Source organism: Ruegeria sp. TASC047, assembly GCF_059612445.1.
Window position 1 is genome coordinate 25,365 of record NZ_JBXWQP010000058.1, and the last position, 19,552, is coordinate 44,916.

16 protein-coding genes are annotated in these 19,552 nt (G+C 60.2%); 10 read left to right on the forward strand and 6 right to left on the reverse strand.

The features are described from left to right. Positions 1-6 precede the first annotated feature (6 nt). Entirely contained in the window at positions 7-2,424 is a 2,418-nt protein-coding gene (locus tag AC2FLO_RS21345) for a GcvT family protein (RefSeq protein ID WP_496754757.1), read from the forward strand. Positions 2,425-2,541: 117 nt separating this feature from the next. On the opposite strand, the gene AC2FLO_RS21350 is transcribed toward AC2FLO_RS21345, so the two are convergent. Both AC2FLO_RS21350 and AC2FLO_RS21355 read right to left on the reverse strand, forming a co-directional pair. Further along, on the reverse strand, positions 2,542-3,123 hold the full coding sequence (locus AC2FLO_RS21350; RefSeq protein WP_496754758.1) for a UbiX family flavin prenyltransferase: 582 nt from the start codon (positions 3,121-3,123) through the stop codon (positions 2,542-2,544). Continuing rightward, positions 3,120-4,628, reverse strand: a complete 1,509-nt coding sequence (locus AC2FLO_RS21355) for a UbiD family decarboxylase (RefSeq protein WP_496754776.1) — start codon at positions 4,626-4,628, stop codon at positions 3,120-3,122. Before AC2FLO_RS21355 ends, AC2FLO_RS21350 begins: the two co-directional genes overlap by 4 nt. Positions 4,629-4,764: 136 nt before the next feature. Here AC2FLO_RS21355 and ubiT point away from each other — a divergent pair, with 136 nt between their 5' ends. The 3 genes from ubiT to ubiV are packed head-to-tail and all read left to right on the forward strand — an operon-like array spanning position 4,765 to position 7,209. Continuing rightward, the gene (ubiT, locus tag AC2FLO_RS21360; RefSeq protein ID WP_496754760.1) at positions 4,765-5,307 is read left to right on the forward strand and encodes a ubiquinone anaerobic biosynthesis accessory factor UbiT; all 543 of its coding nucleotides are present in this window, start codon (positions 4,765-4,767) and stop codon (positions 5,305-5,307) included. After that, a complete protein-coding gene (gene ubiU, locus AC2FLO_RS21365) occupies positions 5,307-6,284 on the forward strand; it encodes a ubiquinone anaerobic biosynthesis protein UbiU (protein ID WP_480588926.1) in 978 nt (325 codons plus the stop codon). The genes ubiT and ubiU overlap by 1 nt, the downstream gene beginning before the upstream one ends. A 4-nt stretch (positions 6,285-6,288) precedes the next feature. Continuing rightward, complete coding sequence (gene ubiV, locus AC2FLO_RS21370; protein ID WP_496754762.1) at positions 6,289-7,209, forward strand: ubiquinone anaerobic biosynthesis protein UbiV; 921 nt, start codon at positions 6,289-6,291, stop codon at positions 7,207-7,209. A gap of 88 nt (positions 7,210-7,297) precedes the next feature. On the opposite strand, the gene AC2FLO_RS21375 is transcribed toward ubiV, so the two are convergent. The 4 genes from AC2FLO_RS21375 to AC2FLO_RS21390 form a co-directional block, all read right to left on the reverse strand. Beyond that, a complete protein-coding gene (locus AC2FLO_RS21375; RefSeq protein ID WP_496754764.1) occupies positions 7,298-8,440 on the reverse strand; it encodes an amidohydrolase in 1,143 nt (380 codons plus the stop codon). Between the two features lie 170 nt (positions 8,441-8,610). Further along, positions 8,611-10,629 (reverse strand): CocE/NonD family hydrolase, encoded by a 2,019-nt coding sequence (locus tag AC2FLO_RS21380; protein ID WP_496754766.1) that lies wholly within the window; start codon positions 10,627-10,629, stop codon positions 8,611-8,613. Between the two features lie 58 nt (positions 10,630-10,687). Then, positions 10,688-12,727 carry an oxidoreductase gene (locus tag AC2FLO_RS21385; RefSeq protein WP_496754768.1) on the reverse strand — a complete coding sequence of 680 codons (2,040 nt, stop codon included), beginning with the start codon at positions 12,725-12,727 and terminating at the stop codon, positions 10,688-10,690. A 286-nt stretch (positions 12,728-13,013) separates the two neighbouring features. Further along, a complete protein-coding gene (locus AC2FLO_RS21390) occupies positions 13,014-13,940 on the reverse strand; it encodes a LysR family transcriptional regulator (RefSeq protein ID WP_496754770.1) in 927 nt (308 codons plus the stop codon). A 157-nt stretch (positions 13,941-14,097) separates the two neighbouring features. Here AC2FLO_RS21390 and AC2FLO_RS21395 point away from each other — a divergent pair, with 157 nt between their 5' ends. The 6 genes from AC2FLO_RS21395 (at position 14,098) to AC2FLO_RS21420 (ending at position 19,442) form a co-directional block, all read left to right on the forward strand. Further along, positions 14,098-15,114 (forward strand): TRAP transporter substrate-binding protein, encoded by a 1,017-nt coding sequence (locus AC2FLO_RS21395; protein ID WP_267366014.1) that lies wholly within the window; start codon positions 14,098-14,100, stop codon positions 15,112-15,114. Positions 15,115-15,181: 67 nt separating this feature from the next. Beyond that, positions 15,182-15,718, forward strand: a complete 537-nt coding sequence (locus AC2FLO_RS21400; RefSeq protein WP_480477503.1) for a TRAP transporter small permease — start codon at positions 15,182-15,184, stop codon at positions 15,716-15,718. Positions 15,719-15,735: 17 nt separating this feature from the next. Further along, positions 15,736-17,076, forward strand: a complete 1,341-nt coding sequence (locus AC2FLO_RS21405) for a TRAP transporter large permease (protein WP_267366013.1) — start codon at positions 15,736-15,738, stop codon at positions 17,074-17,076. Positions 17,077-17,093: 17 nt separating this feature from the next. Next, positions 17,094-17,588 carry a universal stress protein gene (locus AC2FLO_RS21410; RefSeq protein WP_209507926.1) on the forward strand — a complete coding sequence of 165 codons (495 nt, stop codon included), beginning with the start codon at positions 17,094-17,096 and terminating at the stop codon, positions 17,586-17,588. A 26-nt stretch (positions 17,589-17,614) separates the two neighbouring features. Next, positions 17,615-18,001: a nuclear transport factor 2 family protein gene (locus AC2FLO_RS21415; protein ID WP_209507924.1), complete on the forward strand. Its 387-nt coding sequence runs from the start codon at positions 17,615-17,617 to the stop codon at positions 17,999-18,001. Between the two features lie 37 nt (positions 18,002-18,038). Further along, entirely contained in the window at positions 18,039-19,442 is a 1,404-nt protein-coding gene (locus AC2FLO_RS21420) for an NAD(P)/FAD-dependent oxidoreductase (RefSeq protein ID WP_496754774.1), read from the forward strand. Positions 19,443-19,552: the final 110 nt, after the last annotated feature.

A 19,552-nucleotide genomic window follows, 5' to 3' on the forward strand; every position in this document is an offset into this window, starting at 1 on the left:
GCACTCATGAAAACCCATGCACAAGCTGTCGTGATCGGAGGGGGCCTTGCCGGCTGTTCGATCCTGTACCATCTGGCCAAGCTTGGCTGGACCGACGTTGTCCTGCTGGAACGGAACGAGTTGACCTCCGGCTCGACCTGGCACGCAGCGGCGAATATCCACGGGCTGCACGACAACAACAACATCACCCGCATCCAGCACTATACGATGAATCTGTATAAACAGCTGGAACAGGAAACCGGCCAAAGCTGCGGCGTATTCCAGCCCGGCTCGCTCTATCTGGCCCAGACCGAAGAGCGTGAGCACCAGCTGCGCCTGCAAGAGGCGAAAGCCCGGTTTTATGGTCTGAACTTCTACGAAGTCAGCCGTGAAGAAGCCAAGGAACTGCACCCGCTGGCGCAGTTCGATGACACCCGCTGCATCATGTATGAACCCGATGGCGGCAATGTCGACCCGTCGGGAGTGCCGCACGCCTATGCCGCCGGGGCCCGCGCCATGGGGGCCACCATCGAACGGTTCTGCCCGGTGACGGGAACCGAACAACAACCCGACGGCAGCTGGATCGTGCGCACGCCAAAAGGCGACATTCACACCCAGTGGGTTGTCAACGCCGCCGGTCTCTGGGGGCGCGAGGTGGCGGCGCTGGCGGGTCTGACCCTGCCGCTGCAACCGACCGAGCATCAGTATTTCGTGACCGAAAGCATCGACGAAGTCGCCAGCCTGGGGCGCCGTCTGCCCTCGATCGCTGACCGCGACGGCGAATATTACTTCCGGCAAGAGGGCAACGGCCTTCTGATCGGAGCTTATGAGAAAGATATGAAATTCTGGGCCGAAGACGGCACGCCGCTGGATTTTGCCCATGATCTGTTCCCCGACGATCTGGACCGGATCATGGAAAACGTGATCCGCGCCACCGAACGCGTGCCGGTTGCGGCGACCGCCGGGGTGAAACGCGTGATCAACGGGCCGATGATCTGGTCGCCCGACGCCAACATGCTGTGGGGGCCGGTGCCCGAGCTGAAGAACTATTTCCTCTGCGGCGGCCTGATCCCCGGTTTCTCGCAATCCGGGGGGTTGGGCCTGCTGGCGGCGCAATGGATGATCGAGGGCGAGCCGCAATATGACATGTTCGCCTGGGATCTGGCTCGGTTTGGCGACTGGGCCGACAAGGCATTCACCAAGGCCCGTGTTCAGGATGCCTACACCCACCGCTTCAAGATCCATTTCCCCAACGAGGAACGCAGCGCAGGCCGTCCGGCCCGTGTGCGCCCCGCCTATGAGATGCAGAAGCAGATGGGCTGCGTCTTTGGCCTCAATTGCGGCTGGGAACATCCGCTCTGGTTCGCCAATGAACCCGAGGTGGAAGAGACCACCGGCTTTACCCGCCAGAACTGGTGGGAGTCCGTGGGCCGAGAGGTGCAAATGCTGCGCGACAGCGTGGGCGTGATCGACATTTCGAACTTCGCCAATTACGTGATCAAGGGCCCCGGTGCCCATGACTGGCTGGACCGTCTGGTGGCCAATCGGGTGCCCACCGAAGTGGGGCGCAGCTGCCTGACGCCGCTGATCTCGGTTCGCGGTGGCGTGGCGGGCGATTTCACCATCACCAAGCTGGCCGAGGATGAATACATGATGATCGGGTCGGGCATGGCCGAACGCTATCATCAGCGCTTCTTTCAAATGGTGGAAATGCCCGAGGGCACCACGCTTGAGGTCGCCACCGACCGCATCGCAGGGTTCAACATCGCAGGCCCCAGGTCACGCGAAGCGCTGGCACGCCTGACCAATGCCGATCTGTCGAACGAGGCGTTCCGCTTCATGCGATCACAGAAAATCACGGTCGCCGGCGTCGAATGCGTGGCCATCCGGGTCAGCTTTACCGGCGATCTGGGCTGGGAATTGCACTGCGCCGAGGGGGATCAGGTGGCGCTCTACACCGCCCTGCTTAAGGCCGCCAAAGACTGTGGTGGCGGTCCGGTGGGCGGGCGCGCGCTGGGGGCGCTGCGGATCGAAAAGGGCTATGGCTCGTGGGGTCGAGAGTATTCTCAGGAATACTGGCCGCAAGAGGTCGGGCTGGCAGGTCTGATCAAGCTGGACAAGGATTTCCTGCACAAAGACGCCTATCTGTCCGTCAAGGACAACCCCGCGCGCGAGGTGCTGTCCGTCTTCGAACTGGATGTGACCGAAGATGCCGACGCAACCGGGGGTGAGCCGATCTTTACCCCCGACGGCGCGCCCGTGGGTCGTGTCACGTCGGGGGCGTTCGGTCACTCGGTCGGGAAATCGCTGGCGCTGGGGTTCCGCAACCCAAACACGGCACAGCCGGGCGATGAGGTGGTCATTCAGGTCATCGGCAAACCGCACAAGGCGCGCGTACTGGCCGAGGCGCCGTTTGACCCGACAGGCGCCAGACTGCGGTGTTAACGCTCAAAACCCGTCTACAGGCAGGCAAGGCCAATAAGACGCTCCAAAAGATGTCTCGTCTCGGCACTTCAGGCGACTTCATCTTTTTCCAAATACTCCCGCCGGAGGCGTCCGAACTCACCCACCAGCGCATTGCGGGCGCCACTCTTGCGCCACCGGGTCACAAATGCGCAGGCAGTCCACCGCGCGAACAGCGATCTGGGACACGATATCCATCAGGGTGTCGGGCTTCAGATAAAACGCAGGAACCGGGGGCAGGATGATGGCCCCCATTTCTGCCGCCGCCGTCATGTTGCGCAAATGGGCCAGCGTCAGCGGTGCTTCGCGTGTCAGTAAAACCAACGGCCTGCGTTCCTTGAGCTGAACACTGGCGGCGCGCGTCAGCAGGTTATCGTCCAGCCCATGCGCAATCGCGGCAAGCGTTCGCATGGAACAGGGCGCAACGATCATGCCGGATACCGGAACCGACCCGGACGCAATGCTGGCACCGATATCGGCGCTCGGGTGATGCCGCGTCACCAGTTGCCGCAGGTTTGGCAAAGCGTCCGGGCCGCATTCCTGCGCAAGTGTCCGCATCCCGGCTGCGCTGACCACAAGATCGGTCTCGATATCCGATGACGCCAGACACCGGGCCACGGCAAGGCTCAACGCCGCTCCCGACGCACCGGATACCCCCAAAACAACACGGGCGTTTGTCATGCTCTCAGCTCCGGCATCAATCGGTTTACAAGGTCTTCCGCAAAGGCGTGATCGGCATCCGCAGTGCGCATCACCGTCCCCCATTCCCGCAGCGTTTCACTGCCCAGTTTCGTCGTGGCGTCTATGCCGACTTTTCCGGCCAGACCGGGTTCGGGCGATGCAAAATCCAGATAATCCATAGGTGTCCTGTCCAGTACCATCACATCCCGGCCCGGGTCCATGCGTGTGGCAAGCGCCCAGGCAATATCCTCCCAGTTTCGCGGGTCGATATCGGCATCGACCGCGATGATCATTTTCGTATAGCTGAATTGCGGCAGCATTCCCCACAGGGCCATCATCACGCGCCGGGCCTGCCCCGGATATCGTTTGTCGATGGCAACGATTGCCATACGATAGGAACAGGCGGCGGGCGGCAACCAAAGATCGTGGATTTCGGGGATCTGCGCGCGGATGGTCGGCAGGGCCAGGCGGTTGAACACCTCGCCAATGATCGACGGCTCGTCCGGTGGCCGCCCGGTATAGGTCGAAAGATACAGTGGCGTGTCCCGATGGGTGACAGCGCTGACCTGCATCACCGGAAAGGGTTCAGCCGGGTTGTAATAGCCGGTATGATCCCCAAAAGGCCCCTCGGGGGCGGTTCCGCTTGGTGAAACCCAACCTTCCAGAACAATCTCGGCATCTGCAGGGACCAGCAGGGAGATGGTTCTGGCCGGGATCAGATGTGGGCGCTTCTGGTTCAGGGCACCGGCAAATGTCAGCTCGGATACCGCCTCTGGCAGCGGCAGGGCCGCCGACAACAAAGTCGCGGGGTTTGCGCCCAGCACAATGGCGACGGGCATCTTTTCGGCGCACCTCGCCCAGCTTCGGTGATGCGCCGCGCCGCCGCGATGGGGCAGCCAGCGCATGATGACACGGTTCCGGTCCAGCACCTGAATGCGGTAAACCCCCGCGTTATAGCCTTGCGCCGCGTTGGGATCGCTGCCGTAGGGCCGGGTAAGGACCACGGGCCATGTGATCAGCGGCCCGACATCACCGGGCCAGTGCGTCTGGACCGGCAGCGCTGTCAGGTCCACATCCGCCCCGCTGTGGCAGACGCTTTGAACCGGGGCAGTTCTGACCAGTTTCGGCCGGGTCGACAGGGCCGCCTTCAGCATCGGCCATCTGGCCAGCGCGTCCCGCACCCCGTCCGGCGGCGTCGGGGCCCGCAGCGCGGCCAGAAAGGCGCCCAGATCGTCCAGCCCGTCGGGTGTGACACCCAGCCCGGCGGCAACCCGCTCTGCCGTTCCGAACAGGTTGACGACGACCGGGGTATCGAGCCGATCAGTGGACACGTCTGTCGGGTGGTCAAATTGCAGAACCGGTCCGCCCGCCTCAAGCACGGCGCGGTGAACAGCGGTCATCTGATGGCGTACGGAAACCGGATCAGGGATGCGCCTGAACTGTCCGGTGTCCTCGCACCATTTCAGGAAATGCCGTAGGCTGGGATATTGCGGCAGGGTGCGAATGGGGCTGCTCCGACGGTGGTGTCCACCCTCTAGCAACGAAAGCGAGGGGTCGAATTGACAACCGTCAAGTCACCCCTGACGCGATCGCCCTAGGAAGGCATCCAAGGTCACAATGTTGAGACAGCAGGAGGTCTCGTTGCCCGTTCCTGAGAACACGATACCGCGCTGCCCCGCGGCTTTGGCGGCGATGCTTCGGATAGCGCCGCTTGCCCCCTTGTCACTGTCGCTGACGGTCTTCACGCGCCAGTTGGCAAAGAAAAACCCGGAAATGTTTCAACGGCTTGGCGCATACGGAAGATCAGTTTTCGTTCTTGATCCGACGGATTTGCCTGTTGTCCTGCTGCTTGATCCGAATGGCGGTGCCCCAAAGGTGACACTGACCCGGCGCGGCGGGACAGGGGTTGCGCGTATTTCCGGCCCTCTGGCGGCCCTTCTTGGGCTGGTTCACGGCGCGTTTGACGGCGATGCGCTGTTCTTCTCACGTGATCTGGTGATCGAGGGCGATACGGCTGCGGCGCTGGCGCTGCGCAATGCAATCGACGACGCGGAACTGGACCTCGCGCACGAGGCCGCAGCCCTCTCCGGCCCGCTTGCGCGCCCGCTCAAGCAGCTCATCGCGTTGGTGGAACGTCGAACCGGCCTGTACCTGACCCGACCGGAAGACGCTGTACTATGGTAATGGAAATCGTCTGCCCGGCAGGAACGCCCGCCGCTTTGCGCGCAGCCGTCAAGGCCGGGGCGCATACGGTCTATTGCGGCTTCAATGATGAAACCAATGCGCGCAACTTTCCCGGTCTGAACTTTGACCGGGCCGAAATGCGCGCGGGCGTTGCCTTTGCCCATGACCACGGGGCCAGGGTGCTGGTTGCGATCAACACGTTTCCCCGCGCCGGCAACGAAGCAATCTGGCACCGCGCCGTGGCCGATGCGGAAACCTGCGGCGTGGATGCCGTGATCCTCGCCGATATTGGGTTGCTGGATTATGCCGCGTGCAATCATCCGGGGCTGCGCAGGCACCTGTCCGTGCAGGCCGCAGCCGCAAATGCCGATGTGATCAACTTCTATTCCGAAACCTTCGGCGTCAAACGCGTGGTCCTGCCGCGCGTGCTGTCGGTTCCCGAAATCGCCGCCATCAACGCCGAAACAGAAGTCGAGACCGAGGTTTTTGTGTTCGGCGGGCTCTGTGTGATGGCCGAAGGCCGCTGTTCGCTGTCCTCTTATGCCACAGGGCTGTCTCCGAACATGAATGGCGTCTGTTCGCCCGCCAGCCATGTTGAATACCAGAACGACAAGGGCGCGTTGAACACCCGCCTGGGTGGCTACCTGATCCACCGGGTCGAACGAAACCAGCCTGCACCTTATCCGACATTGTGCAAAGGGTGCTTTTCCGCAGGTGAAAAGACGGGCCACCTGTTCGAAGACCCCGTCAGCCTGAACGCGGAACGGCTGATCCCGCAATTGCAGAAGGCCGGTGTTACCGCGCTGAAGATCGAAGGGCGCCAGCGTTCGAAATCCTACGTCGCGCAGGTGGTTCGGAATTTCCGCGCCGCTGTCGACGCGCTTGAGGCCGGACGCCCTCTGCCCGAGGGGATGCTGGCCCGTTTGTCCGAAGGCCAGGCCATGACAACCGGCGCCTACAAAAAAACCTGGAGATAGCGCGATGGAACTGACCGTTGGCCCCAACCAGTTTTTCTGGCCTGCCGAGAACTGGACATCCTTTTACGAAGATCTGGCCCAAACCCCCGTCGACCGCATCGTGCTGGGTGAGCTGGTTTGCTCCAAGCGCCTGCCGTTCTATCAGGACCGGATCCCCGACGCGATTGCCCGGCTGGTTGAGGCTGGCAAACAGGTTGCGCTGACCAGTCTTGCACTGGTGACGCTCAGGCGTGAACGCAAGCTGACCACCGATCTGGCGGATCTGGGGGTCACGGTCGAGATCAACGATCTGACCGCGCTGGCGCATCTGCCCGAAAACACCGATTTCGATGTCGGACCGCTGATCAATGTCTATAACGAAGGCACATTGGCATGGCTGGCGTCACGCGGGGCGCGTCGCATATGCCTGCCGCCGGAACTGCCAATCGCCTCGGTCAGGGTTCTGGCACAGGCCGCCGCCAGTTTGGGTGTCGCGGTCGAGGTTTGGGGCCACGGTCGCCTGCCGTTGGCCATCTCCGGCCGGTGTTACCACGCGCGCCTGCATGGGCGCAGCAAAGACAACTGCCAGTTTGCCTGCGAAAACGATCCAGACGGGCTGGACGTGCTGACCGGGGATGGACAGCCGTTCATGGCCATGAACGGCGTGCAGACCCTGTCAGACAGCTATGCCTGCACGGATCATCAGATCGAGTTGCTGCAAAGCGCGGGCGTCTCGGCCCTGCGCCTGTCGCCACAATCTCAGGGGTTCCCAAGGCTCTGCGCGCTCTACCGACAGCGGCTGGATGGGCAACTTGACCGGGGCGATCTGGAACATGCCCTGCGCACGGACGATCCCGGTATAAGGCTAAGCGATGGGTTCCTGACCGGCGCATCCGGTGCTGAATGGTCGGGTTCGGCACGCGTGTCCACCGAAGCTGCACGCTGATCATTCTGGAAAAGTCCGGCATCCGTGGGCGAATGTTTGAGGCGACCAGAGGAAGCGATCCGAAACATCCACGGATCGTTCTGCGCAGTCAGGTGGTCACTGGCAGACGTTGCCGCACCAGTTCGGCCCACAGGTTTGCCCCCAATGGCAGCAGCGCGTCGTTGAAATCATAATCGTCCGCGTGCAGGGGGCGGCCATTCGACCCCTCGGTTCCATTGCCGATCAGCAGAAAACACCCCGGAACCGCAGCCGCAAATTCCGCGAAATCCTCGGAAAACGACATGGCGGTCCGGTCGCCGTCAACCTCAAGGCCCAGCGTTTTTGCTGCTGAAACCACATGGGTTGCGGCGTCGGCATCGTTGATTGCCTCGATGAATTCGGTCCGGAATTCCACCGTCACCGCGACACCATGGCTTTCCGCCACGCCCGCCGCGATCTGCCGCATATGGTTTTCAATCCGCGCGCGGTCATCGGGGGACACCGCCCGTGCGTCCCCTTTCAACACTGTTCGACCCGGCAGGACGTTGCGCTGCCCATCGGTGATGAACTCGGTCACGGAAACGACCGCGCCAGACAATGGGGCAAGCTTTCGCGAAACGATGGTTTGCAAGGCCAGAACAAGCTCTGCTGCGGGCGTGATTGTCTCGCGCCCGACATGGGGCATCGAGGCATGGCCGCCCTGACCGGTGATGGTGATCTCGAATAGGCTTTCGCTGCAACAAATGACACCGGCGCGGGTTGAAACCCGTCCAACGGGTTCGCCCGGCAGATTGTGCGCGCCATAGACTTCGTCAATCGGAAAATCCCGCAGGACGCCTTCCTCAATCATCGCCCGCGCGCCCAGCCCGTGCTCCTCATTGGGCTGGAACAGGAAGACAACGGTGCCGTCAAAGCCCTGATCCCTGGCCAAAAGCTCGGCCGCGCCCAGCAGCATCGTCGTATGGCCGTCATGGCCGCAGGCATGCATCACGCCCGGGTTCCGAGACTTGTAGGCAAAGCTGTTGGCTTCGGTAATGGGCAGCGCGTCGAAATCCGCGCGCAGACCGATGGACCGGTTGCCATGGCCCGCGCGCAGAACACCAACAACGCCGACACCTTCATGCACCTCGATGCCAAGGCTTCTCAAGTGATCGGCGATCCGGGCCTTGGTCCAGTCCTCCTGAAAGCCAAGCTCGGGGTTACGGTGAAACTCATGCCGCAGGGCGCGCAGGTTTTCGGAAAAACTCGTCATGGCAACACTCCTTCATCCTGCTTTCTTGCGCCCTTGCTACAGGATTTTGCAATCTCGCTCAAAGATCGGTTCCGATTGATGCAAGTTGTCCCCGGATGAGCGCCCTGAACAGTTTCGATCCTGTGAACCCACACACCTCAAGACGGGCAGGTCTGTAAACCATTCTGCGCCTACATCCCGTTGCGGGGGATGACATAAGACTGTTCGTCCTCAAAGATCAGATCGTCACCCGACCACGCCTTTAGGCGCGCGGTCAGGTGAAATTCGGTCGCTGTCGCCCTTTGTTCGGAACAGGTCCAGATCTTGGTTGACCACCCTTCGCGGTCGAATCCGGCGGTTTGCTCCATTGTGGCCACTGCCGACAACGGATCACCCGGCTGGATGGTGTAGCGTCGATCCGACATATCGCTCAGCACCGTGCCGATATCGTCAAGGCGAATATCGCCCACCGGCCCAAAGACACCCCCGTCAAGGAAATACCTGTGTGTCACCGCGCCATTGGTCAGATCGGTGTGAACCGAACGCTCCATCGAGCCGGAGCGGACGTTCGTCTTCCGCGGGGCGACGTCGGAACCCCGAGGTTCGGGCAGCGGGCGTGGAGCTGGCGCGTCATCTCGCTGGTTGCGCACGGGCAGGATCAGCCGCGACGTGCCGGGTTGAACCGTCAGCGTCACAGGTTCCGGCGCTGGCCAAAGGACCGGCCAATAGGCGGACGCGATTTGCAGAACGATGCGATGACCCGCCAATACCCGATAACCGGTTCCATAAAGCGGGACAGTCACGTGCATGTCTTCGCCGGGTGTAATCGGCGTCGGTTCAGTGTCGCTGATCCGGTGCGTCAGGTTGCAGAACCCGCGTGCAATCAATGTCTGCGCGCCGTCCGGGGCCTCATCCACCAGCAGGGCCGCAACAAAGCCCTGCGCCCGATCGGCAGAAACTGTCAGGTCTACCGAGGGCTGGCCCAGAATATCTATGGGCTTTTCCAAGGGCTTTGCTTTGAATTGCAGCGCCCCTGCGGCCTCGATCCGGCAATCTGCTGCCATATCTCCGGGTATTGCAAAGGAACACATGTCGCCCGCTGCGGCCCCGAAATACTGTGGCGAACAAACCGACATCTCTCCGCCCGACCCGGCGAAGGCGTCCAGCGTTCCGTCATTCAGCCACAAGCGCTGGTCCTTGACATTTGGCGACGGCCAGCTCGGCTCTTCGATCCACCGCCCCTCGCGGTGCACATGTGTCCCGGACGGGGCGGCACTGTCTTGCAGGAAAAACCGCAAGGGCGGCTCGTTCATCAGGCCGGTGTCGATCCCCTTCAGCCAATGGTCCCAGAACCGGATTACCTCGCCGACGAAATCGACCCGGGGGCCCGGCACCCCTTCTTGCGGATACAGATGCGCCCAGGGGCCCATCAGGATCTTGACCGGCCCGCTCAGGTGTTCCGCGATGCGGAACGGCGTGTCGCGATACAGGTCCATCCATCCGCCAAAGAAATACACCGGCACATCGACATCCGCATAGTTTTCGCAGATCGAGCCGCGCCGCCACATGTCATCATGGGTCTGATGTTCCAGCCACTTGGCGGGCCAGAATTCGCCCCCCTCCAACCGTGCACGCCACATGTCGATCCAGCGATTCGCGCCCACGATCTCGGGGTCGGGCGGCATGGCATTGTACAGCTGCATGATCGAGCCCCACCAGAAATTGTCATTGGCCAGACAGCCGCCGTAAAAGTGAATATCCTCGCGCCAGCGGTCATCCGTTCCCATCACCGGCGCAATCGCCTTCAGCGCTGGTGGGCGGGTCGCGGCCACCTGAAAGGCGTTATACGCCCCCCAGCTTTTGCCAAACATTCCGACATTTCCGTCGCACCAGTCCTGATCGGCAATCCACTGGATGATGTCGTGCCCATCCTGAATCTCCTGATGCGAATACTCGTCTTCGGGAATCCCGTCGCTGTCACCATAACCGCGGATATCCACCCGGATCGACGCATAGCCTGCCGCGGCGAAATGCGGATGCATGCTTTCATCCCGCATCCGGGTGCGATCCCGGCGGCGATAGGGGATGTATTCCAGAACACAGGGAACGGGCGTTGTTCGCGCCGATCCGGGCAGCCAAAGCCGGGCCGCAAGTTTTGCGCCGTCCGACATGGGAATCCAAACGGTTTCGATGACCTCTGTGTTGCTCATGTCCGGTCCTTTGACTGACTGTCAGGTGAAAGGCTGCTTGTGGTGTGCTTCAATGATCTCACCACCGAAGCCCCAAGCGCAGCGCATCATAAATGGCGGCATGCGTGTTACGTGATGAAACGGCATCTCCGATCCGGTACAGATCAAACCCGGCCTCTGGGACAGATTGCGGAAACACGGGGCGGGACCCGCCAACCAGCGCTTCATAATCCACGGCGCCCAGGTTGCGCGACAGCGGTTTCAGGTCGAAGTACAGATCATCCAGCGGCAAAACACCCTGATTGACAACCACCTGATCATACAGGCGCTTTTCTGTCAGGTCCGAGTAATCCGTTCCAATGGCTGCCTCCAGCTGATTGCCTGATCGCACCAGTGATTTCAGCGTCCGGGCGACTGTGAACACGGCTCCGGTCTTTTGCAGGGCCCGCATGTAGGGCACCAGGTTCATTCCCATGATTTCGGGGGCAAAACTTCGGTCGCGGGTCATGATTTCTACCCGCCCGCCCGCTTGTGCGATAGCCTCAGCCGCCATCAGGGCCGGGTGATCCCCCGCATCGTCATAGATAAGGACATTGTCGCCGGGGCGCACATCACCGGTCAGGATATCCCAGGCAGTAACCGCCAGATCGTTACCCGTTTCCAGAACCGTCACCTCGGGCAACCCGCCGGTTGCGATTACCACCATGTCCGGCGCAAGCGCGGTTACAGCATCGGCGTCCGCAAAGGTGTTGAACCGAAACGTAACGTCGCGCGCCGCGCATTGGGCCATGCGCCAGTCGATGATCCCGATCATCTCGGCCCGACGTCGGGATTGCGCGGTCAGCCGCACCTGACCGCCGGGTTCGGGGGCGGCCTCAAGAACCGTGACGTCATGCCCGCGCTCGGCCGCAACCCGCGCCGCCTCAAGTCCGCCGGGGCCTGCGCCCACAATCACCGCGCGGCGGCGCGATTCAGCGGCGGGGATCACATGCGGCATAGACAGCTCGCGCCCGGTGGCCGGGTTGTGGATGCACAGCGCCTCACCCGCCTGATAAATGCGGTCAAGACAATAGGTGGCGCCAACGCAAGGCCGGATGTCATCTTCCCGTCCGGTCCGGATTTTGGCAACGATCATCGGATCGGCCATATGTGCGCGGGTCATGCCGACCATATCCAGCAGGCCCGAGGCCACCGCATGCCGCGCCGTTGCCACATCGGGAATGCGCGCGGCGTGAAAGGTCGGCATCCCAACCTCGACCCTCACGCGCCCGGCGAAATCCAGATGGGGCGCGCTTTTCATGCCCTGAACCGGGATCACGTCCGTCATGGCCGGGTCAGTGTGAATACGCCCGCGAATAATGTTCAGGAAATCGACCTGACCACTGTCACGCAGCCTTCGGGCAATCTCCAGCCCTTCCGCTTCGGTGATGCCGCCCTTTTCCACCTCGTCGGCGGTGTAACGGACCCCTATGATGAAATCGCGCCCGACGCGGTCGCGGATTGCATCCAGAACCATGAAGCCAAAGCGCAACCGGTTGTCCAGATTGCCCCCAAAAGGCGCGTCCATCCGATTGGTCATCGGCGACCAGAACTGATCGATCAGATGGCCATAGGCCTGCAATTCAATTCCATCCAGCCCGGCGGCCTGCATCCGTTCGGCAGCATCGGCGTAATCGGTCACAATCCGCGCGATGTCGAAATCTTCCATCTTCTTGGCAAAGGCCCGGTGCGCCGGTTCCCGGTCGTGCGACGGCGAAAGGGATGGCAGCCAGTCACCCTTGTTCCAGCCCGTGCGCCGCCCAAGATGGGTCAGCTGGATCATCACCGCACAGCCATGGGCATGGCAGGCTTCCGTCAGCTCCGCCATCCAGCGGACAACCTCGTCCTTGTAGGCCAGGATATTGTTGAACGCAGGCGGGCTGTCGCGGCTGACAACGGCCGACCCCGCCGTCATGGTCATCGCAACCCCCGCTTTGGCCCGCACCTCGTGATAAGCACGATAGCGTTCCGTCGGCATCCCATCTTCGGGATAGGCGGGTTCGTGACTGGTCGTCATGATCCGGTTCTTCAGCGTCAGGTGCTTTAGCTGATAAGGTTGCAGCAAGGCATCGCGGCTCATGATAGCGCCTCGTGATCGGTTTGAGTGCGCAAGGCGGCTACAGGGTCGGATGACATGCGGCTCTCCGGTTATCTGGGGGCAAGAGGTGATGGTCTTTGCTGATTGAAATCAAACTGGAATTGCCAAGTCAAACTTGTTTTCAATCAGACGTTTTGGACCCATTTTCCTCATGCCTTACGCCCAAGTGGACAGGACAAGCGTGGCCGCGCGCACCCGGTTGGCGCATGCCTTCGGTGAACAAATCCTCTTGCGGGGTGCCACGCGCAAACAGGCGGCGAGGCCGGGTTCAAGGCGTCTCGGAATGAACGCTCAGCAGGGTTTCCAGAAACAGCTTGGCCGCGCGTGTCGGATCCGGCTGTTTTCGTGTCACCGCCGCAAAGCGCGTTCTGTATTTGATTTCCTGCGGCATCACCTGCCTCATTAGCCCCTTATCAACAAATTCCTGCGCCAGATGGTCCGGAAGAAAGCCCAGATAGCTACCTGACAGAATAAGTGTTGCAAGGGCCTGTTCGTTCTGCACTTTGGCAGCGCGCCGAAACCCCAGTTGCTGGCCATAGATCAGGTTGGGCGAGTTCACGTTCAGACCCGCATAGTTGTACGCCTGAATGTCCCGCAAACTCAGCGTGTCAGCGGACTGGCTGAACAACGGATTGTCCTGGCCGCAATACAGAAACATGTTTTCCCCATAAAGTGGCGCATAATGCAGGCTTGCCGAGGGGCGGTGCAGGGCGATGATCCCGACATCCAGCTGCCCGCTGATAACCATGGTCTCAATGACGTTGGGCGGTTCGATCGACAACTCGATCTGGATGGCAGGGGCGGCTTCGTTGAACCTGTGAATGGCGCGGGCAAGGCGCGCTTCTGGGTTCGTGGTACACTGATCGAACAACGCCACGCGGATACTTCCTGCCAGTTGCTGCTTGATCTCGTTGACTTCGGTTCTGAACTGAGAAACCGAAATCAGCAGGTCTTCTGTCGCGGCCAGCACTTTTTCGCCGTCTTCAGTCAGGGAAAAACCCGCCGGGCCACGGTTGCACAGCTTCAAATCCAGCCGAAGCTCCAGATCCGATATGTGTTTCGAGATTGTTGATTTCCCGATGTTGAGCTCATTTTCCGCCGCTGAAAACCCTCCGCTTTCCGCAACGGTTTTGAAAACCCGAAGAAGGCGGATGTCCGTGTCCCCGATGCGGGTGGCCAGTGGGTTCTGTCTCATATTAAAAGTTCGACATTTGTGAAACCTTTCACGCAAATATTAACAACGACGAAACCATGTTGGCAAGATAGCCTCTTGTGGCCGAGGCAGAATCGGACTGGCCACCTTCTCCCCAGGCCATCGCGCACCTCGAAACACGACAAATGGGAGGACATCCATGTCATTTATCAAAAAGCTCGGCACCATCAGCGCCGCCGTTTCCGTTGCTGCACTGATGGTTGCGGGCACGGCTGATGCGAAGAACTTCAAGATCGCAGTGGGCGATAGCGCAGGAAGCGCACAGGAAGCTCTGGGCATCGCCTTCGTCAAGGCGCTGGAAGAGAAGTCGGGCGGTGCACATACCGCAACGCTGTTCCTGAACGGTCAGCTGGGGTCCGAACAGGACACCGTGAACGAGGCGGCGATCGGCACGCTGGATATGTCTCTGCTGGCGATCAACAACATCACGCCGTTCTCGCCTTCGGTCGGTGTTTTCACGCTGCCTTACGTGATCCTCAGCCTGGAAGATGCCGAAAAGCTGACCCAGGGCCCAATCGGTCAGGAACTGGTCGAAAACACCATCCGTGATGCCGGCGTGCGCATCATCGGCTGGACCTATACCGGTTTCCGCCGCCTGACCAACTCGAAAAAACCGGTCAAATCGGTTGCTGACCTTCAGGATCTGGTCATCCGCGTTCCCAAGAACGAGATCATGATCGAAACCTACAAGGCATGGGGTATCAACCCGACGCCGATGGCCTGGTCGGAAACCTTCACCGGTCTGCAAACCAAGGTGGTCGACGGGCAGGACAACCCTTACCTGACCATCAACGCGATGAAGTTCTACGAGGTTCAGGACCACGTCACCAACCTGCGCTACATCTTCTCGATTGAACCGCTGATCGTTTCAGAAGCGGTCTTCCAGGACCTGTCCGCAGAAGATCAGGCAATCCTCCTTGAAGCAGGACAAGAAGCCACCCTGGCATCCGCACAATTCCTGCGGGATTCCGAGGCCGCCATCAAGGAAGAGCTGACCGCCAAAGGCATGGAGATCATCGATCCCGAAAACGACGAAGCCGAGTTCATCGAACTGGCGACAGGTGCCGTATGGCCCCAGTTCTACGACTCCATCGGTGGCGTCGAAAAGCTGAACACCGTTCTGGAAGCCATCGGCCGCGAGCCGGTGCAGCAATAATCGCCGCAGAGCGATACCGGGAAGAGCGCCACGGCGCTCTTCTCATCTCAGGGAGGAGTGAAACCACATGTTCTGGAAATTTCTGGACAACATAGAAAGTGTCATCTGCCGGATACTCTTATCCGGCTTTGTCTGCCTTTTGTTCGTGCAGATCATCGCGCGCGAAGTCTTCGGCTTTTCGGTCAGCTGGATCGAAGAACTCTCGGTCTACATGTTCGTATGGTTTGTCTATTTCGGTGCAAGTTACGCCGCCCTGAAAGGGGCGCATAACCGCGTGACGTTCCAGTTCAAATTCCTGCCTGACGGGTCGATCAAATATGTCGAAGCCTTTGCCGATCTCTTCTGGCTCTTCTTCAATGTCTACTTCCTCTATCTGGCGACAGACTTTGTTTTCAACAAGATGAACAAGTTCTGGAAATCCCAGACACTGGGCATCGAGATGAAGTATATCTACATGGTGCTGCCCATCGCATTTGCGCTGATGACCTTCCGCATCATTCAGGTGAATTACCGCCGCCTTGTCAAAGGCGAGGACATTCACGATCCCGACCAGATCGATCTGGACGAGATCAAGGCCGCTGCCGAAGCGGCCAAAGACCACTGAGACCGGGAGGGGTAACCATGGAATCCGAAATCGTCACGGTCCTGTTTGGATCATTTCTGTTCTTGCTGCTCATTGGCGCGCCGATCACGGTGGCGCTGGGTGTCGCGTCGCTGATCTCGTTTCTCTATCTGGGCGACAATCCGATCAAGTTCGTGCAGATCGCCTTTACATCCGTGGGCTCGTTCCCGCTGATGGCGCTGCCAGCCTTTATCCTTGCCGGGGCCCTGATGGAGGCTGCCGGTATCTCAAAACGCCTGATCAACGTTGCCGAAAGTCTGGCCGGTCCCTTTACCGGTGGTATTTCGGCCGCAACGGTCATGGCCTGTCTGTTCTTTGGTGCCATCTCGGGCTCGGGCCCGGCAACAACCGCGGCTGTTGGGATGCTGATGATCCCGGCAATGATCGACCGCGGCTATGAGCGCGGCTATGCCTCGGCGATCACTGCGTCCTCTGGCGGCCTCGGGATTATCATTCCTCCCTCCATCCCGATGGTGATCTTCGGCATTGCCGCGCTCGGTATGGCCCCGCCGCCTGAAGCGGTCGAGAAATTCGGCACCTTCCAGTCGGTTTCGATTTCGAAACTGTTCATTGCCGGGTTCGTACCCGCCTTCCTGATCGCCACAAGCCTGCTGATCCTTAACTATTTCATGTCGAAAAAGCGCGGCTACAAAGGCGTCGCCGAGGGCTGGTCGATCCGCAATGTCGGGTGCGAGATGTATCGCGGGTTCTGGTCGCTGATGGCTCCGCTGGTGATCCTGGGCGGTATCTATACCGGCTTTTTCACCCCGACCGAGGCTGCAATCGTCGCGATCTTCTACACCCTGTTCGTGGGTGTTGTCATCTATCGCGAACTGACCTGGCAGTCGCTGTTCCAGTCGCTTGAAGCCACCACATGGCTGACCGGCCGCGTTCTGTTGATCCTGTTCACAGCAACGGTGTTTGGTCGTCTACTGGTGGAAAACCAGATCCCGGCAATCATCGCAGAAGGGATGCTCAGCTTTACCGACAACCTCTATGTGATCTGGGCGCTGATCATCTTCTTCCTGCTGTTCGTCGGCATGTTCATGGAAACACTGGCCACCATCCTGATCCTTGTTCCGGTGATGCTGCCGGTGGCCTATTCGGTGGGTATTGACCCGATCCATTTTGGCGTGGTGATGGTCTGTACGCTGGGCATCGGGTTCCAGACCCCGCCGCTGGGTGAGAACCTGTTCATCGCATCCGGTATCTCGAACATCTCGATCGAACAGATCTCGCTGCGCGCGCTGCCTTTTGCGGCTGCAAACACGGTGGCGATCTTCGTTATCGCCTTCTTCCCTGAACTGTCGCTGTGGCTCCCACGGCTGTTTGGCTACTGATCTGAAAGGATGACGACATGAAACAGATGGTCACCAACATCCTGTTTGCCACCGACCTGTCCGAAAACTCGGGTCACGCCATGCGCCATGCCGCCAGCATCGCGCAGGCCACCGGGGCGGAGATTCACGTGCTGCATGTGAATGAACCCCTGTCGGAGGATGCCAAGATCACGATGGAAATATTCATCATGAACGAAGAGACCCGCAAGACCGCGATTGAGCGTCGTCACGAGATGGTGCGCAAGGTTCTGGCCGAACGGCAAGCCAAGTTCTGGGCTCAGTTCGACGGCGACGACGGGAAAATTCGCGATCAGGTTACCTCGGTCGAGGTGACTGATGGCCATCCGGCAGAAGTGATCCTGCGCCGCTCGGTCGAACTGGGCTGTGATCTGATCGTGCTGGGCGCGCATGATCACGGCTTTTCGCACACCTTTCTGGGCACGGTCGCAAAACGCGTTTTGCGGCGCTCGAGGATCCCGACACTGATCGTTCCGAACCCGGACGAAATGTAACAACCCCACTGACAAGGAAGTACAAAATGAACAAAACCCTGACCGCGCAGGACCTGGCGGATACGTTTGACGCGTTTAACCGCCACGACATCGACGGGGTGATGACCCACTTCGCCGACGACTGCGTGTTCTACACCGTGGCCGGTGACGAAAAATACGGCAACAAGGTTGAAGGTGCCGAAGCCATCGCCGCTGCGTTTTCGGGCGTCTGGGCAGGCATGAAAGACGCCCATTGGGATCATCACAGCCATTTTGTCCACGGTGATCGTGCGGTGTCCGAGTGGACCTTCTCGGGAACCGATGCAAACGGTATGCGGATCGAAGCTGAAGGTGCGGATCTGTTCACGGTTCGTGACGGTAAAATCGTTGTAAAACAGGCGCTTCGCAAAACGCGCCCAATGTTCAAAGCCTGATCCGCCGCCCTGCGCGCAGCCTCGGAGAAAAACAAGAATGGTGGATAACAGCATCCCGCGTCACTGGCCCAAGGCCAGCTATGACCCCAAATATGACCCGATCATTGATGCGGGTCCGGGTCACAATCGCGACCACGCGCCCACATATTGGATTGGAACGGCCGGAACACCTCCGGCCGATGATGGACCTGTGTCCAGCGATATGGATGCAGATGTGGTGGTGATCGGATCGGGGTATACCGGCCTGTCCACCGCCATCCATCTTGCCAAGGAACATGGCATTCAAGCCGTTGTTTTAGAAGCAAATACCGTCTCCTGGGGCTGCTCCACCCGTAACGGCGGGCAGGCCCAGATTTCATCCGGGCGGCTCAAGCGGTCGCAATGGATCGAACGGTGGGGAACGGACGTGGCCAAGCGCATGCATACCGAGGTCACAGAAGCGTTTCAGCTGTTCAACGATCTGATTGCGTCCGACGATATCGATTGCGACCCCCAACCGGGTGGCCACTACTACATCGCGCATCGCGACAAGGTCATGCCGTCCCTCAAGAAAGAGAGCAAGCTGCTCAACGACGTGTTCGGCTATGGTTCGCGCATCCTCTCTCGGGAAGAACTTCACGAAAAGCACGTGCGCGATATGGAGGCCGCAGGTGCCATGTGGGAACCTGACGGGACCTGCATCCATGCGGGTAAACTGGCGTTCGGCTACGTCAACATGGCGCGCCGTCTGGGGGTGAAAATTCACACCGGCAGTCCGGTCATGGGATGGCAGACGAAAAACGGCGTGCATCACCTGCGCACACCGGGCGGCATCGTCCGCGCCAAAACGGTGGCCTTGGCAACCGCGGGCTATACCCCACCGGGCCTGAACACGCGCACAAAGCACCGCCTGATGCCTATCCTGTCAAACTCGATGGTGACACGGCCGCTGACCCAGGCCGAACTGGATGAGTGTGGCATTCAGACCAAATCACCCCTGACGGACACCCGCACCTTGCGCCACTACTATCGTTTATTGCCCGACAACCGGATGCAGATCGGCAGCCGCAGCGCGGTAACGGGGCGGGATGCCGAGAACGAAAAACACCTGGAGCTTCTGAAGAAGGGCCTCGCCCGAAAGTTCCCGGCGTTGACGGATATCAACCTCGATTACTCGTGGTGGGGCTGGGTCGATGTCAGCCACGATATGATGCCGCGTATCTTTCAACCAGACCCGCAACAGCGCGTGTTCTACGCGATGGGATACGGCGGCAACGGCGTGATGTACTCGGCTCAGGCCGGGCGTCGTATGGCACAGCTGATCGCGGGCAAGAAAGACAAGGCCTTTGCCCTGCCGATCTTCACGTCCCCGCTGCCCAGCCATGGCATCCTGACACCCTTCCGCCGCCTCGGCCAGCGCATAGCCTATGTCGGCTATTACCTCAGAGACGAAATACTGTAATTTACCAACGCTTCGGCGTTCTGAAGATAAGGAAACACCCCTATGAAGATGACGACGGAAGAGGCCTTTGTTAAGGTTTTGCAGATGCATGGTATTGAACATGCGTTTGG

Bases quoted from the DNA above. Each gene is read 5' to 3' on its own strand.
- ubiV (WP_496754762.1), top strand. From the start codon at position 6,289: ATGGAACTGACCGTTGGCCCCAACCAGTTTTTCTGGCCTGCCGAGAAC.
- AC2FLO_RS21420 (WP_496754774.1), top strand. From the start codon at position 18,039: ATGGTGGATAACAGCATCCCGCGTCACTGGCCCAAGGCCAGCTATGAC.
- AC2FLO_RS21350 (WP_496754758.1), bottom strand. From the start codon at position 3,123: ATGACAAACGCCCGTGTTGTTTTGGGGGTATCCGGTGCGTCGGGAGCG.
- AC2FLO_RS21410 (WP_209507926.1), top strand. From the start codon at position 17,094: ATGAAACAGATGGTCACCAACATCCTGTTTGCCACCGACCTGTCCGAA.
- AC2FLO_RS21390 (WP_496754770.1), bottom strand. From the start codon at position 13,940: ATGAGACAGAACCCACTGGCCACCCGCATCGGGGACACGGACATCCGC.
- AC2FLO_RS21405 (WP_267366013.1), top strand. From the start codon at position 15,736: ATGGAATCCGAAATCGTCACGGTCCTGTTTGGATCATTTCTGTTCTTG.
- AC2FLO_RS21400 (WP_480477503.1), top strand. From the start codon at position 15,182: ATGTTCTGGAAATTTCTGGACAACATAGAAAGTGTCATCTGCCGGATA.
- AC2FLO_RS21415 (WP_209507924.1), top strand. From the start codon at position 17,615: ATGAACAAAACCCTGACCGCGCAGGACCTGGCGGATACGTTTGACGCG.
- AC2FLO_RS21395 (WP_267366014.1), top strand. From the start codon at position 14,098: ATGTCATTTATCAAAAAGCTCGGCACCATCAGCGCCGCCGTTTCCGTT.
- AC2FLO_RS21375 (WP_496754764.1), bottom strand. From the start codon at position 8,440: ATGACGAGTTTTTCCGAAAACCTGCGCGCCCTGCGGCATGAGTTTCAC.
- AC2FLO_RS21380 (WP_496754766.1), bottom strand. From the start codon at position 10,629: ATGAGCAACACAGAGGTCATCGAAACCGTTTGGATTCCCATGTCGGAC.
- ubiU (WP_480588926.1), top strand. From the start codon at position 5,307: ATGGAAATCGTCTGCCCGGCAGGAACGCCCGCCGCTTTGCGCGCAGCC.
- AC2FLO_RS21345 (WP_496754757.1), top strand. From the start codon at position 7: ATGAAAACCCATGCACAAGCTGTCGTGATCGGAGGGGGCCTTGCCGGC.
- AC2FLO_RS21385 (WP_496754768.1), bottom strand. From the start codon at position 12,727: ATGAGCCGCGATGCCTTGCTGCAACCTTATCAGCTAAAGCACCTGACG.